The organism is Pseudomonas sp. N-1-13, from assembly GCF_057787095.1.
Map to the genome: position 1 here is coordinate 1,707,018 of NZ_JBYNRI010000001.1, position 13,756 is coordinate 1,720,773.

The window sequence follows — 13,756 nt, forward strand, 5'->3', positions numbered from 1 at the left end:
TGATTGCATTGAACGGACCTCATGAGCCAGACCGCGACCCTTTTGGTCATCGATGACGAACCGCAGATTCGCAAATTCCTGCGCATCAGCCTGACTTCCCAAGGCTACAAGGTGCTCGAAGCCGGCACCGGCGCCGAAGGCCTGGCCCAGGCGGCGCTGAACAAGCCCGATCTGCTGGTGCTCGACCTGGGCCTGCCGGACATGGACGGCCAGCAGGTACTGCGCGAGTTTCGCCAATGGTCCACGGTGCCGGTGCTGGTGCTCTCGGTGCGGGCCAGCGAAGCGCAGAAAGTCGAGGCACTGGACAACGGCGCCAATGATTACGTCACCAAGCCGTTCGGCATCCAGGAGTTTCTGGCGCGCATTCGTGCCTTGTTGCGTCAGGCCCCGGCAGGCGAGGCGCGGGAAGCGGCGCTGACGTTTGGTCCGCTGACGGTGGACCTGGCTTATCGCCGGGTCCTGCTCGATGGCACCGAAGTGGCCCTGACCCGCAAGGAATACGCCGTGCTGGCGCAATTGGCGCGCCATCCCGGGCGGGTCATTACCCAGCAGCAATTGCTCAAGGACATTTGGGGCCCGACCCACACCGAAGACACCCATTACCTGCGGATCGTGGTCGGTCATCTGCGGCAAAAACTGGCGGACGACCCGACCCGGCCCCGGTTCATTGCGACCGAGGCGGGGGTTGGGTATCGGTTGTTGGGGGAGGGTGGACTTTGAGTTTGATGTTGGCTGAGCTGCCGTCATCGCGAGCAGGCTCGCTCCCACAGGCGTTGTGATGTTCTTGAGTGTGGGAGCGAGCCTGCTCGCGAAGAGGCCCTCACCGCCACGAGCGCTCTATCAGTTCTGCTCATTCTCATAGCGATCCAGCGTATCGCTGGCAATCTCCCGCCCCAGGGCGATCAGCTCCGGCGCCTTGTAGAACTCGAAAAACCGGCACACCCGTTTCGGCACGTTGATCAGCACATCCGGTGGATACCCGGCGATTTTGTATTGGGCCAGGGACGTCTGCATCACCTCGAAACTCTGGTTGATCAGATCCAGCAGCGAGGCCGGGCCAACGTTGTCGATGATGAACGAACCGGTCGCCGATTTCGGCGCACCTTCGGATTCCGGCGCGGCGGCCGGTTGTTGGCCCTCGGGCTCGGCGGATTCCAGCCATGGATTGATCTCGGCGGCTTCAGCTTTTAGCGCCTCCTGTTCCAGCAGCAGCAACTGCTCGGCTTGCTTGCGACGGAACGGTAGACGCGAGCCCAGGGAACTGACGAGGGTGTCGAAGCGACGCTTGAACGCTGCCGGGCGCTGGATGACCGGCAGTCGGTACTGTTTCTGGTTGGTGGCGTTGAGGTTGACCGCGATGATCAGGTCGCAATGGCTCGACACCACCGGCACGATGGGTAACGGATTGAGCAGGCCGCCATCCACCAGCATGCGGTTGCCTTGCATCACGGGGGTGAACAGGCTGGGAATCGCCGCCGAGGCGCGCATTGCCTGATGCAGGCAACCTTCCTGGAACCAGATTTCCTGCTGATTGGTCAGGTCGGTGGCCACGGCAGTGTAGGGAATACGCAGGTCTTCGATATTGAGTTCGCCGACGATCTTGCGAATTTGCCCGAAGACTTTCTCGCCGCGAATCGCCCCCAGGCGAAAGCTGACGTCCACCAGTCGCAGCACATCCAGGTAATCCAGGCTTTCAATCCAGTTACGATAATCGTCGAGCTTGCCCGCGGCATAGATTCCGCCCACCACGGCACCCATGGAGCAGCCGGCGATGCAAGCGATGTCGTAGCCACGTCGTTCGATTTCTTCGATCACCCCGATATGGGCGTAGCCCCGGGCGCCACCCGATCCCAGTACCAATGCGACACGTTTTGTCATGACCCGGCCTCTTGTAAAACAGACTTTAACAATGCACTTATCGACGGCTGGGCTCAATCGTTGTGGCGCAGGTGTCGTTTTTTGATACGCCGTGCCGGCATTTGCGTATGCTCGCCCACACTTGTATTTACGCGGTCGGGCATTGGCACTTTTTGCGGGCTGGACCGTCTTACTTGCACGACTGTTGACCTGACTTGAGGTGTAATTGATGAAAGCCCGGATTTGTCTGCCCCTGGTGGCATCCTTGATGGTTTTGGCTCTGGCCGGTTGTGCCGGCAAGACCGCTTACCGCGATAGCTGCGGCAGCCAGCTCGACAGCGCCTGGCGCGAACTGGACCTGGCCAAGGCCGAAGGTTTTGCCGGCACCGTGAGTTATTCCAAGGCCCTGTCGTTGTTGACCGGCGCCAAGACCCAGCAGCAGTTCGAAGCGTTTGAGGGGTGCACCAAAAAGGCCGAGAAGGCCCGTTTCTACATCCGCGAATCCCGCGCAGGGCGTTAATAGCAGCGACAAGCTGTCAGCGGCAAGCTACAAGTTAAGGGAGCACTCTGCTCCTCACTTGAAGCTTGCCGCTTGACGCTCAACGCTACGTACGGAGTACGTCCCCATGATTGATCGGCTGGTGGCCCGGATACTGGGCCTGGAAGTCCGGCTGCTGGCCTGTCAGGCCCGCCTCAATGCCCATACCGACAGTGAAGCCCTGCATGACCTGCGGACCACGGTTCGCCGTTTGCGCAGCTTGCTTCGTCCGTTGCGCGGTTTGCCCGGTGTCGAGCAGCTGGAAACGGCGGCCTCGGCGGTCGGCGCGCTGACCACGCCCCTGCGTGACCGGGAAGTGCTGGCCGCCTACCTTGAGCAGCACGGCAAGATCGAAGCCGCGCGGCGGCGCCAGGTGCAAATGGCCGATGCTTATCCCGCCGTTGCCGGCAGCCCGGAGCTGGCCCAATTGCTGATGGTGCTCGATGCTTTCCCGCGCTTCATTCGCGCGGCGCAACGTCAGGACCTGCTTAAAGGTCTGCGCAAACGCATCGAAAAGCGCCTGGACAAACAATGGAAGAAACTCGGCGAAGCCTTGGGCGATCCGGCCCATGATCGCCACCGTTTGCGGCTGCTGATCAAGCGTGTGCGCTATGCCATCGAAGCCTACCCCGAACTTGACCGCCTACCCGAAGCGGCCATGCCACGGCTCAAGTCCGCCCAAGGCGCCTTGGGGGACTGGCACGATTGCTGGCAATGGCTGGCCAGGGCCAAGCAGGAAAGTGACTTGCAATCCTGCGTGCCGGTCTGGCTCAGCACCATGGAAAAGGCCGAGGCCAAGTCCGATAAAGTGCTCGATAAACTCGTTGCCAGTTGCTTCAAAAAATCCTGAGCCCTGCAGATATTCCCTTATGGGAGCGAGCCTGCTCGCGATAGCGCCGCGTCAGTCACCAGTTATTCAAGCTGACTCACCGCTATCGCGAGCAGGCTCGCTCCCACAGTAGATTGGCGGGGTTGGGATGCCGCGGCCTATCTGTCAGTCTCTTTGGCCAGAATGAGCGCTGTGCCACCCGTCTGGGCTGGTTAAGATTCCTGCATCTTTTTCCCATGTTTTCGAGGTTGTCATGCGCTTTTCCGATTTGATCGATGCCGTGCGCCGTCAGCCTGACTGCGTGATCATCGCGCCTGAATGGGGTCAGGGACGCGCCAGTTTTGGCGGGCTGGTGGCGGCGCTGCAATATGAAGCGATGCGTGCGCGGGTTCCGGCGGATCGCCCGGTGCGTTCGCTGGCGATCACCTTCGTCGGGCCGGTAGAGGCCGACGTACCCGTCAGTTTCGAAGTCGACGTATTGCGTGAAGGCAAGGCGGTCAGCCAGGTATTGGGGCGAGCGGTACAGAACGGTCAGGTAGTGACCGTGGTACAAGGCAGCTTCGGCGCCTCGCGCTCTTCCGTGGTGGCGGTCCAGGCCGACCCCGCGCCTGAGTTCAAAAGCGTGGAGCAATGCCAGGAGCTGCCCTACATCAAGGGCGCTACGCCGGAATTCATGCGTCACCTGGCGCTGTGCTGGAGTGTTGGTGGCCTGCCGTTTACGGGCAACAAATCCCGCAGCATGGGGGGCTGGGTGCGCTTGCGTGGTGATGTCAAAGAGGAGCCGCTGAACGAGGGGCACATCCTGGCATTGGTCGATGCCTGGCCTCCGGCGTTGCTACCCCATCTCAATCAAATGGCACCGGGCAGTACGCTCACCTGGACCATTGAGTTCGTCCAGCCACTGCTGGAACTCACGACACTGGACTGGTGTAAATACCTGGCCGAGATCGAGCATGCTCAGGACGGTTACGGCCATGTCGCCGCCAGGTTCTGGAGCGCGGATGGTCGCTTGATCGCCCTGAGCCGGCAGACAGTGACAGTTTTCGCCTAAGGCTCTTCATGACCGTGGCACTGCAACACGAGTGCGGCAATCATGCCGAGGGAGCCGATGGCGACATTGGCCAGGCTGAGGCTGAACACCCCCGATACCATCAGCAAAAACGCGACGATGAACAGCGGCACGGCAATCTGGTGCAACACCGGATTGCTCGGGTGACCATGATGGTCAAGGCAGGTGCGCCATTGCCAGGCCGGGAAGTGGGGGTGACGTTTGCCCATGATGCTGATCCTTGAGTTCGATAAACCGAATAACCCAAGCGTAAGCCCGGCCGGGCAGCGCGACGAATCGCGGTTGGCTATCGACGTGATAGGTGGCCATAGCCTTTCACCGTTGTGGGAGCAAGGCTTGCCCGCGATGCAGGCGCCTCGTTCCCCAGGGAGGCCATATTGTCTTCATCGCGGGCAAGCCTTGCTCCCACAGATAACCCCCAGGCCAGGTCAATTGGCAGCGGGGCCCTAGAGCCTGAGCTGCCCGATCGCCTTGTTCAACTCACCGGCCAACGTCGCCAGCTCATGGCTGGTGGTGGCCGAGTCCACCGTCTGGCGCACGGTGTTTTCAGTCACGTCACGAATACTCACGACCGCCCGGTTCATTTCCTCGGCAACCTGGCTTTGCTGCTCGGCCGCCACGGCGATCTGGGTGTTGCTCTCGCGCATCTGCGCCACCGCCCCGGTGATTTGCTCCAGAGCCTCACCGGCTTCCCGGGCCTGTTGCACGCAATCGTCGGCCTTGTAGGAGCTTTCCTGCATGAAATCCACCGCGTCCCGGGTTCCCGCCTGCAAGGCCGACACCATGGCGGTGATTTCATCCGTGGAGGTCTGTACCCGCTTGGCCAGGTTGCGTACTTCGTCGGCCACCACTGCAAACCCTCGACCCATTTCCCCGGCTCGCGCCGCCTCAATGGCCGCGTTGAGCGCCAGTAGATTGGTCTGTTCGGCGATGCTGTGGATCACGCTGACCACGCTGTTGATCTTCTGGCTGTCCTCGGCCAGGCGCTGGATCATTTCGGCGGTCTGCTGCACGCCGCGGGAGAGCCCGGTGATCGACTGTTGCACCCGGCTGACTACTTCGCGGCCATTGCCGGCCAAGGTATCGGCGCTTTTCGACAGGTCGCGGGTGGCGCCGGCATGTTGGGCGATGTGATAAACCGTAGCGGACATCTCGTTGATCGCCGTCGCCGCCTGATCGGTTTCGCTTTGCTGGCCGAGCATGCCGTGGCGAACATCGTTCATGCTCGATGCCAGGCGTGCTGCACCGCTGTCCAGTTGCCGAGCAGTGCTGGCAACGGTGTCAACCACACGTTGATATCCGGCTTGCATGGCATTGAACGCCGCCGCCATCTGGCCCACTTCGTCCTTGCAGGCCAAGGGGACGCGGGCGGACAGGTCACCGGTTTTTTCCACGTGCAGCATCACATCCTTCAGGGTGTTGAGCTGGCTGAGCAGAAACCGGATTAGCAGCTGCGATGCGCCCAGCATGGCCAGCATCAACACGAACACCGCCACGGCGTATTGGCTGAAGCGTTCCCTGAAAACCTGGCTCAGGCTTGCGCCTTGGGCCAGCACGGCCAACTGTTGGCCGTCACCGCCACGGATTACTTCGGCGCCCAGCAGTGGGTTGTCGCCCAACAGGGGGCTGGCCGAGAGTGCTACCCAGCCGTTGGCCTCTGCTATTGAAGGCAATGATTGATCGTTCAATGTGGGAATTTGGCCGCGCTGGAATGCCAGCAGGTGATCGGCCTTGGGCAATGGCTGCCCGGCAGGCCAGGCACTGAGCAAGCGTGCCTGGGCCTGGGCGTTTGCCTGGGCCGCATGGTTGCGCGCTTGTTGTTCAAGCTGCACCGCGTAGAGTACGAGCAGCAAGGTTGTGACAAAGGCGACCGCATTGACCGCCCAGAATTTGTACTTCAGTGAGATATTGCTAAGCCAGGCACCCATGGAAGGTCTTCTCTGATAGCGGAAACAGTTTTGGCAAGGTGCCATTATTGTGCCGCTATCCAAGGTGCGGGGTGTTGATATGGGTCAACAGACAACGCCTATCCCCTGTGGGAGCGAGCCTGCTTGCGATAACGGTGTATCAGTCGGCCTATGGGCAAGCTGATCCACTGCTATCGCGAGCAGGCTCGCTCCAACAGGTTTTCATTGGGTCAGGAGAGGGTGGGCAAGCCAAAAAACGCGCGGGCACAGGCGGTGCTATGGGCAGCGAGGTCTTCCTGGCTTTCGCCCCGGTGCAAGGCGACTTCGCGCAACGTTTCCGTCAGGTAGGCCGGTTCGTTACGACCATTCTTGGGTTTGGGGCGCAGTGTGCGAGGCAACAGGTACGGTGCATCGCTTTCAAGCATCAAGCGAGTGCGAGGAATTTCCCGTACCAATGGATGCAGATGGGTGCCCCGGCGCTCGTCGCAGATCCAGCCTGTGATGCCTATATGCAAGTCCAGGTCGAGATAGCTGAACAGGGCCTTTTTCTCACCGGTAAAGCAGTGCACCACCGCTGCGGGCAATTGGTCGCGAAAATCCCGCAGGATTTCCAGCAGTCGCTGATCGGCATCACGTTCGTGAAGAAAGACCGGCAATTGCAACTCCACCGCCAGGGCGAGGTGTTCTTCCAGGACTTTTTCCTGCTGCGGGCGCGGGGAGAAGTCCCGGTTGAAATCCAGCCCGCATTCACCCACTGCGCGAACGCGGTCTTGTTTCAGCAGGTCTTTGAGGTGCCTGGCGCTATCGGCGGTCCAGTCGCTGGCGCTATGGGGGTGAACACCGGCGGTGGAAAACAGCCGCTCCCCGGTGTCATCGAGGCGCTGGCACAGCTCAAACGCCTGTTCGCTGCCGTCGACGCTGGTACCGGTCAAGACCAGTTGGCAGACACCGGCTGCATAGGCGCGCTCAAGCACGGCCTCATGTTTGTCGGCAAAACTGGGGTTGGTCAGGTTGACGCCGATATCGATGAGTTGCATGGTGCTACCTCGACCCAAAGGCCGCAAAGCATATCAGAGCTGTAGATTTATAAGAAAAGCCAAGAACTACAACGAGTTGAGGCTGTCTGTTGAGGCCGCCAGACCGGTCGGGTTGGTATAAACGCCAGCACTGTGCCAGTCTTTCGCACTTTTCAGCGCCCCAGGTGCTCTGTTTCTGTCGACCCCAGCTTCGATATTTCAAGGCTGCGGGCCGCGGTATCCTTTCGGAGAGTGGATGACACGTCCCCAAGTGTTGTTGCTGCTGTGTTGTTCGCTGTTGCTGCCGATGCCGGCCGAGGCGCGGCTGCCCGGCCCGGTACAGGTGGTAGCGCCGACTACGGTGCGCGACCTTGCGCAAATCCGCAGCAGCCGGGTGCTGAAAGTTTTGGTCAACCAGAGCCGCAACAGCTCTGGCGAAGTCAAGGGGCAACCCATTGGCGTCGAATATCATCGCTTACGTGCCTTCGAGCAATACCTCAACGGCCACGCTCGGGATGACCAGAAAATCACCCTCAAGATCATTCCCAAGGCCAAGGACCAACTGCTGGGCGCCTTGCAGCGCGGAGAAGGCGATCTGGTCGCGCCCGGCGAGTTGCTCGAGCCCCTGGCTGGCCTTGCGGTCAGCGCCAGCAATCCGATTCGCACCGACGTGCCGTTGCTTCTGGTGGGAGCCAAGGGCCAGCGGCGCTACACCCGCGTAGAGCAACTGTCGGGCAAGACCCTGGCCCTGCCCAACGGTAGCGCCGCAGGGGAAGCCCTGAGTCAGATCAACCAGAAGCTGGCACTGCGTAAATTACCGCCGGTGAAGATCGAGTGGGTCGACCCGACCCTGGCGGTGGAAGATGTGCTGGAAATGGTTCAGGCCGGGATTTTCCATCTGACCATCGTCGAGCAGCCCATTGCCGAACGCTGGAGCAAGATCCTGCCCAAGCTGCGTTTCGACCGGCAGGTGCTCATTGGCGAGCCGGCTGACGAGTATTGGTTTGTCCGTCGTGACGCCGCCATGCTGCGAGCGAGCATCGACCGCTTCCTGACGACTTATAAGGCGCCTTCCAATCAGGACGCGGCGTTTCTGCGCATCTATCGCCGCTTGTACCGGGTTCACTATCCGCTGGCCCGTGCCAATCGCCAGCGTCTTGAGAAACTGCGCCCGGTGTTGCAAAAACATGCTACGGCCCAAGGCATGGATTGGCTGAACCTGGCGGCACTGGCGTTCAAGGAGTCTTCCCTGCAACCCAATGCCCGCAGTGGCAGCGGCCCTACGGGTCTTATGCAGATTACCCCTTCAGCAGCCCAGAGGGTCGGGGTGCGCAACATCCAGAACCTGGACGCCAACGTGCAGGCTGGCGCCAAGTACCTGGCCTTGATACGCCGAAAGTTTTTCGCCAGCCCCAAGCTCAATGAGCGCGAGCGAATGGCCTTCGTCCTGGCCGCCTACAACATGGGGCCTGAGCGTGTCCAAGGCATGCGGGCCGAGGCCAGGCGGCGGGGACTCAATCCCAATCAGTGGTTCTTCCAGGTCGAACGCATCGCCATGGAGCAGGTGGGAATGGGCGCAGTAAGCTACGTTAATAGTGTGAACAAATACTATCTGGCATTTGATCGTGAACGGGAGTCGCTGGAACCCAGGGAACAAAAGGTTGTTGTGCGTAAATGATCGAGTAAACTGATTGGTATCACGGATTTTTTCCGCTTTTATCATGCATTTTGTTGATTAATATAGCGGCCAACCCACTTATCCCAAGGAATGAACCTAATGAGCACTTTCATCAACAAAGTTCTGTTTACTCGCGCTGGCTATGGCCTGACTGTCCTGCGCATCGTTGTCGGGATCATCTTCGCCGCCCACGGCTCCCAGAAACTCTTCGGTCTGTTCGGTGGCTACGGCCTGACGGGGACGGCGCAGTGGATGGAAAGCATTGGTCTGACCCCAGGTTATCTGATGGCGACACTGGCCGGCGGCACCGAGTTTTTCGCCGGGCTGGCCTTGATCATCGGTCTGCTGGCCCGTCCAGCGGCGCTGGGACTGGCCTTCCTGTCGCTGGTGGCGATTTTCTCCGTGCACATTGGCAACGGTCTGTTCATGGCCAACAACGGTTATGAGTTTGCCCTGGCTTTGCTGGCAGGCAGCGTCGCGGTGCTGATCGAAGGTGCTGGCAAGTTGTCGGTCGACCAGGCCATCGCCCGCTGATTGCATACCTGAATCATTGAAGGCCCGTCTGGAACGGGCCTTTTTTGTGCGCGCAGATTCTTGACACTGGCCGGTCAGCTTCTCTAGGATGCCGCTCATGCGCCGATTTAAACAGCTACTTGCGGGGCGCCAGGTGACTCATTCAGTCACCGATAGAAGCCGGTTACACGGGGCTTCGAAATACCGCTAAAGCGCTGGTTCGGTGTTGCCTCTCACCTGCCATGCAGACTTTTGAGGCAGAGACACGACACGATGAACGCATCCAGCCCCCTTGTACGTCTTGCGCCGATCACGGCGAACCTTCTGCAACGCAATCCAAAAATCCTTCTGGGCGGTACTCACCAGCCTACGCTATTGCGCTATCTCGACGGCTGGCCGCGACGCAACCACGGGCCGGCGGCGTTCCTTATCCAGTTTGTCGAAGACGGTGAGTCTCTGGCGCGTTTTGCCGATGACAGTTTCGATCTGGCCGTTATCCAGTCCCCCAGTGCGGCGCACGCCAGCGAAATGATCCGGCAATTGACCCGCGTGGCCCGACAGGGGCTGATTACCCGCCGCTGAGGTGAGCTGAGATGACTGGGTTTTTCGGGCCTTGGGCCGGTGAAGCTTTATATGTATTCAATGTGAGTGACATATAAAAGTTGTTCACCTGCGGGTGTCTGAACCTTGATCTCAGCATCCAGCGCTTTGCCGATCAACGCCCGCGCCAAGGGCGAGTCGATGCTGATGAGGTTCTTTTTCAGGTCCAGTTCGTCGGGGCCGACGATGCGATAGCGAGACTCTTTGCCGTCCTCATCTTCAACCGTGACCCAAGCGCCGAAATACACTTTGTTCGGGTCACTGGGTTTTTCACTGACCACCTTGAGGGCTTCCAGGCGCTTGGTGAGGAAACGCACGCGGCTGTCGATTTCCCGCAGCATTTTCTTGCCATAGGTGTATTCGGCGTTTTCCGAACGATCCCCCTGGGCCGCCGCCTCGCTGACCGCTTGGGTCACCTGAGGGCGGCGCACATGCCACAGTTCATGAAATTCAGCGCGCATCCGCGCCTCGCCCTCAGGGGTGATCAACGCGGTGCCGGCGGTGCGGGGTGGGCGATAACGGCTCATGGCAACTTCTTGTGGTGGCGAAGCCGGGAGTCTATCAACCCTCGCGCAAGACTGTCAGCGGGCTGGCATTGAGGGCTCGACGCGTACCGAACACACCGGCAGCCCCGATCAATAACGCTCCCACCAAAGGCAGTACCAGCAGCCATGGATGCGGATGCCAGGGCAGGTCGAACGCGTAACGATAAAGCACCAGGCTCACCAGTTCCGAACCCAAGGCCGCGAGCAAGCCACTGACCGCACCCAACAGCCCGAACTCGATGCGCCGGGCCTTGACCAACAGGGCTCGTTCGGCACCCAGGGCGCGGAGCAGCGCACCCTGGTGGATCCGTTCATCGAGGGTGGCTTGCAGGCCGGAGAACAGCACGGCCATTCCCGCAGCCAGTACAAACAGCAACACATATTCCACGGCCAGGGTGACCTGGGCCAGGATGCTGCGCAACTGCTCGAGCAGGGCTTCGACTTGCAGGATCGTCACCGCCGGGAAGGCCCTGGACAGGTCGACAATCTGCTGGTCGTGGCCTGCCGCCAGATAGAAGCTGGTCAGATAGGTGGCCGGTAGATCCTTCAGCGTGCCGGGTTGGAAGATCATGAAAAAGTTAGGCTGAAAGTTGTCCCAGTTGATTTCTCGCAAGCTGGTGACCTTCGCCTCACGATTGACGCCGCCCACGTTGAAAACCAGACGGTCCCCCAGCTGGATCTTGAGGTTCTCGGCCACCTTGCCTTCTACCGAAACGCCCGGAATATCGTCCGGCGGTTGCTGCGGCCACCAGGTCCCGGCCGTGACGACGTTGCCCGCCGGCAGGTCCGCAGCCCAGGTAAGGCTCAGGTCGCGCTGCAGGGCCCGGTCACCAGCCGAGTCCTTGGTGACAAACTCCTTGGCCGGCTCGCCGTTGATACTGATCAGGCGTCCCGGTACCACGGGGTAGAGCGGCGCCGATTGCGCCGACAACGCTAGCAGCTTGTCGGTGAAGGCCTGCTTGTCGTTGGGCAAGATATTCAGGGCGAAATAGTTCGGGGCGTTTTTCGGCAACTGGTTTTGCCAAGTGTCCAGCAGCTCGCCGCGCAAGAGGGCGATCAGCGCCATGGACAACAGAATCAAGCCGAATGCCAACGCCTGGCCGGCCGCCGCCAAGGGGTGGCGCAGCAACTGGCCCAGGCCGAGCCGCCAGGGTAACGAGGCGCGGGCCAGCATCCTGCGCAAGCTTTGGAGCAGCAGCAACAGCAGGCCGCCGAGCACCAGTGCTGCGATGACGCCACCGCCGAGCAGGGCGAACGTCAGGACCAGGTCCAGGCTCAAGCGCCACATGATCAGGCCAAGGGCACCCAGGGCGGCCCCATAGACCACCCAGGTGCTGGAAGGAATCGGCAGCATGTCCCGGCGTAAAACGCGCAAGGGGGGTACCCGTCCCAGCGCGGCCAGAGGGGGCAGGGCGAAGCCGGCCAACGCCACCATTCCGGTGCCGATTCCGGCAATGGCCGGCAGCAGGCCACCCGGCGGGACGGTCGTGGGTAACAGGTCATGCAGCAGTGCAAACAGACCCAGTTGGGCGACCCAGCCAAGCAGCGCACCGCTGAGGCTGGCCAGCAGGCCCAGCACGGTCAATTGCAGGCTGAACAGCACCATGGTTTCCCGGCGTGACAACCCCAGGCAACGCAGCAGTGCGCTGGCATCAAAGCGTCGGGTGGCAAAGCGGTTGGCCGAGAGGGCGACGGCGACGCCGGACAGCAGCACCGCCACCAGGCTGGCCATGTTCAGATACCGTTCGGCCTTGCCCAGGGCGCCACCGATCTGCCGGTTGCCATCGCGTGCATCCTGCAGCCGCTGATTGGGCTCCAGGCCCGGCTTGATCAGGTCGCGGTAGGTTTGCAGCGCTGGTGCCGGGCCGCGCCACAGGTCGCGATAACTGACGCGGCTGCCGGGCTGCACGACGCCGGTAGCGTCCAGGTCCTTGAGGTTGATCATGACCCGGGGCGTGAGGCTATAGAAATTGCCGGCGCGATCCGGTTCGTAGGTCAACACACGGCTCAGGCGCAGGGGCTGGTTGCCGACGTCGATGCTGTCGCCTATTTTCAGGTCCAGTGCCGTCAGCAGCCGTGCTTCAACCCAGGCCTCGCCAGGGTTCGGTCGCCCGCCGGTTTCTTCCGGGGCGAACGGGGCAGGAGCGCTTTTCAGTTCGCCGCGCAGGGGGTAGATGTCATCGACGGCCTTGACGCTGGAGAGCTGAATGCCATTGTCGGTGGCCACGACGCTGGAAAACTCCACCACCCGGGCATGTTCGAGGCCCAGATCGGTGCCGCCGCGAATCTGTTCGGGACGGGCAGGCGAGCTGCCTTCGAGCAGCAGGTCGGCGCCAAGGAATTCGGTGGCGCGCATCATCATCGCGCCGTTGAGACGGGCTCCGAAGTAGCCGATGGCGGTACTCGCCGCCACCGCCACCAGCAGGGCGAAGAACAACACCCGCAGTTCGCCGGCGCGGGCGTCGCGCAGCAATTGGCGGACAGCGAGACTGAACAGACGCAACAGCGGCAAGCGTGCCATCAAGGCTCCAGGGGGGCGACCATCTGGCCGGCTTCAAGTCGAATCAGGCGCCGGCAACGATGGGCCAGGCGTTCGTCATGGGTGACCAGCACCAGGGTCGTGCCGCTTTCCTTGTTCAACTCGAACAGAAGATCGCTGATGCGCTCACCGGTGTGGCTGTCGAGGTTGCCAGTGGGTTCGTCGGCAAACAGCACGTCCGGCTCGGCCGCAAAGGCACGGGCAATCGCCACGCGTTGCTGCTCGCCGCCGGAGAGCTGGCGGGGCGAATGGGTCAGACGCTGGCCCAGGCCGACCCGCTGCAGCAATTCCGTAGCGCGTTCGCGGGCATCCTGGCGACCATCAAGCTCCAATGGCAGCATGACGTTTTCCAGCGCATTGAGGCTGTCGAGCAACTGGAACGACTGGAAGACAAAGCCGACATGCTCGGCGCGGATCCGGGCCCGCTGGTCTTCATCCAGAACGCTGAGGGCTTGACCTGCGAGGGTCACTTCACCGCTGCTGGGCAGGTCGAGGCCGGCCAGCAGGCCCAGGAGGGTGGATTTGCCGGAACCGGATGCGCCGACAATGGCCAGGCTGTCGCCCTTGTTCAGTTCCAGGCTGAGTTCGTGCAGGATAGTCAGTTCACCTTCCGCGCTGGGAACCACTTTGCTAAGGTCCTTCGCGGTGAGAATGCTTGAGCCCAT

13 protein-coding genes and 1 pseudogene are annotated in these 13,756 nt (G+C 61.3%); 7 read left to right on the plus strand and 7 right to left on the minus strand.

What is annotated here, in order from left to right; all coding sequences use genetic code 11:
* Positions 1-21 precede the first annotated feature (21 nt).
* The gene (locus tag AC3I65_RS07830; RefSeq protein ID WP_047226338.1) at positions 22-720 is read left to right on the plus strand and encodes a response regulator; all 699 of its coding nucleotides are present in this window, start codon (positions 22-24) and stop codon (positions 718-720) included.
* A gap of 120 nt (positions 721-840) precedes the next feature.
* On the opposite strand, the gene AC3I65_RS07835 is transcribed toward AC3I65_RS07830, so the two are convergent.
* Positions 841-1,878 carry a patatin-like phospholipase family protein gene (locus AC3I65_RS07835; RefSeq protein ID WP_047226339.1) on the minus strand — a complete coding sequence of 346 codons (1,038 nt, stop codon included), beginning with the start codon at positions 1,876-1,878 and terminating at the stop codon, positions 841-843.
* 208 nt (positions 1,879-2,086) lie between these two features.
* Here AC3I65_RS07835 and AC3I65_RS07840 point away from each other — a divergent pair, with 208 nt between their 5' ends.
* From AC3I65_RS07840 to AC3I65_RS07850, 3 genes are all read left to right on the plus strand, one after another.
* Positions 2,087-2,377 (plus strand): hypothetical protein, encoded by a 291-nt coding sequence (locus AC3I65_RS07840; protein WP_039588883.1) that lies wholly within the window; start codon positions 2,087-2,089, stop codon positions 2,375-2,377.
* Positions 2,378-2,483: 106 nt separating this feature from the next.
* A complete protein-coding gene (locus AC3I65_RS07845) occupies positions 2,484-3,245 on the plus strand; it encodes a CHAD domain-containing protein (protein WP_076385730.1) in 762 nt (253 codons plus the stop codon).
* Between the two features lie 232 nt (positions 3,246-3,477).
* Complete coding sequence (locus AC3I65_RS07850) at positions 3,478-4,275, plus strand: acyl-CoA thioesterase (RefSeq protein ID WP_488523607.1); 798 nt, start codon at positions 3,478-3,480, stop codon at positions 4,273-4,275.
* An 8-nt stretch (positions 4,276-4,283) separates the two neighbouring features.
* Here AC3I65_RS07850 and AC3I65_RS07855 read toward each other — a convergent pair.
* From AC3I65_RS07855 to AC3I65_RS07865, 3 genes and pseudogenes are all read right to left on the minus strand, one after another.
* Positions 4,284-4,502, minus strand: a pseudogene (locus tag AC3I65_RS07855) (terminase); the annotation flags it as partial.
* Positions 4,503-4,739: 237 nt separating this feature from the next.
* On the minus strand, positions 4,740-6,221 hold the full coding sequence (locus AC3I65_RS07860; protein WP_047226342.1) for a methyl-accepting chemotaxis protein: 1,482 nt from the start codon (positions 6,219-6,221) through the stop codon (positions 4,740-4,742).
* Between the two features lie 209 nt (positions 6,222-6,430).
* Entirely contained in the window at positions 6,431-7,237 is an 807-nt protein-coding gene (locus AC3I65_RS07865) for a TatD family hydrolase (RefSeq protein WP_076385724.1), read from the minus strand.
* 235 nt (positions 7,238-7,472) lie between these two features.
* Here AC3I65_RS07865 and AC3I65_RS07870 point away from each other — a divergent pair, with 235 nt between their 5' ends.
* From AC3I65_RS07870 to AC3I65_RS07880, 3 genes are all read left to right on the plus strand, one after another.
* Positions 7,473-8,894: an MltF family protein gene (locus tag AC3I65_RS07870; RefSeq protein WP_047226344.1), complete on the plus strand. Its 1,422-nt coding sequence runs from the start codon at positions 7,473-7,475 to the stop codon at positions 8,892-8,894.
* 99 nt (positions 8,895-8,993) lie between these two features.
* Entirely contained in the window at positions 8,994-9,428 is a 435-nt protein-coding gene (locus tag AC3I65_RS07875; protein WP_047226345.1) for a DoxX family protein, read from the plus strand.
* Between the two features lie 252 nt (positions 9,429-9,680).
* Complete coding sequence (locus AC3I65_RS07880; RefSeq protein WP_047226346.1) at positions 9,681-9,989, plus strand: hypothetical protein; 309 nt, start codon at positions 9,681-9,683, stop codon at positions 9,987-9,989.
* Between the two features lie 47 nt (positions 9,990-10,036).
* Here the strand turns inward: AC3I65_RS07880 and greB are convergent, their stop codons facing one another.
* From greB to AC3I65_RS07895, 3 genes are read right to left on the minus strand one after another with little or no spacing between them, the layout of a single operon-like run.
* Positions 10,037-10,534: a transcription elongation factor GreB gene (gene greB / locus AC3I65_RS07885; RefSeq protein WP_047226347.1), complete on the minus strand. Its 498-nt coding sequence runs from the start codon at positions 10,532-10,534 to the stop codon at positions 10,037-10,039.
* A gap of 34 nt (positions 10,535-10,568) precedes the next feature.
* On the minus strand, positions 10,569-13,073 hold the full coding sequence (locus AC3I65_RS07890; RefSeq protein WP_076385720.1) for an ABC transporter permease: 2,505 nt from the start codon (positions 13,071-13,073) through the stop codon (positions 10,569-10,571).
* Positions 13,073-13,756, minus strand: a complete 684-nt coding sequence (locus AC3I65_RS07895) for an ABC transporter ATP-binding protein (protein WP_092397715.1) — start codon at positions 13,754-13,756, stop codon at positions 13,073-13,075. Before AC3I65_RS07895 ends, AC3I65_RS07890 begins: the two co-directional genes overlap by 1 nt.

Bases quoted from the DNA above. Each gene is read 5' to 3' on its own strand.
- AC3I65_RS07875 (WP_047226345.1), top strand. From the start codon at position 8,994: ATGAGCACTTTCATCAACAAAGTTCTGTTTACTCGCGCTGGCTATGGC.
- AC3I65_RS07895 (WP_092397715.1), bottom strand. From the start codon at position 13,756: ATGGGCTCAAGCATTCTCACCGCGAAGGACCTTAGCAAAGTGGTTCCC.
- AC3I65_RS07850 (WP_488523607.1), top strand. From the start codon at position 3,478: ATGCGCTTTTCCGATTTGATCGATGCCGTGCGCCGTCAGCCTGACTGC.
- AC3I65_RS07880 (WP_047226346.1), top strand. From the start codon at position 9,681: ATGAACGCATCCAGCCCCCTTGTACGTCTTGCGCCGATCACGGCGAAC.
- AC3I65_RS07830 (WP_047226338.1), top strand. From the start codon at position 22: ATGAGCCAGACCGCGACCCTTTTGGTCATCGATGACGAACCGCAGATT.
- AC3I65_RS07835 (WP_047226339.1), bottom strand. From the start codon at position 1,878: ATGACAAAACGTGTCGCATTGGTACTGGGATCGGGTGGCGCCCGGGGC.
- AC3I65_RS07860 (WP_047226342.1), bottom strand. From the start codon at position 6,221: ATGGGTGCCTGGCTTAGCAATATCTCACTGAAGTACAAATTCTGGGCG.
- AC3I65_RS07845 (WP_076385730.1), top strand. From the start codon at position 2,484: ATGATTGATCGGCTGGTGGCCCGGATACTGGGCCTGGAAGTCCGGCTG.
- AC3I65_RS07865 (WP_076385724.1), bottom strand. From the start codon at position 7,237: ATGCAACTCATCGATATCGGCGTCAACCTGACCAACCCCAGTTTTGCC.
- AC3I65_RS07870 (WP_047226344.1), top strand. From the start codon at position 7,473: ATGACACGTCCCCAAGTGTTGTTGCTGCTGTGTTGTTCGCTGTTGCTG.
- greB (WP_047226347.1), bottom strand. From the start codon at position 10,534: ATGAGCCGTTATCGCCCACCCCGCACCGCCGGCACCGCGTTGATCACC.
- AC3I65_RS07840 (WP_039588883.1), top strand. From the start codon at position 2,087: ATGAAAGCCCGGATTTGTCTGCCCCTGGTGGCATCCTTGATGGTTTTG.
- AC3I65_RS07890 (WP_076385720.1), bottom strand. From the start codon at position 13,073: ATGGCACGCTTGCCGCTGTTGCGTCTGTTCAGTCTCGCTGTCCGCCAA.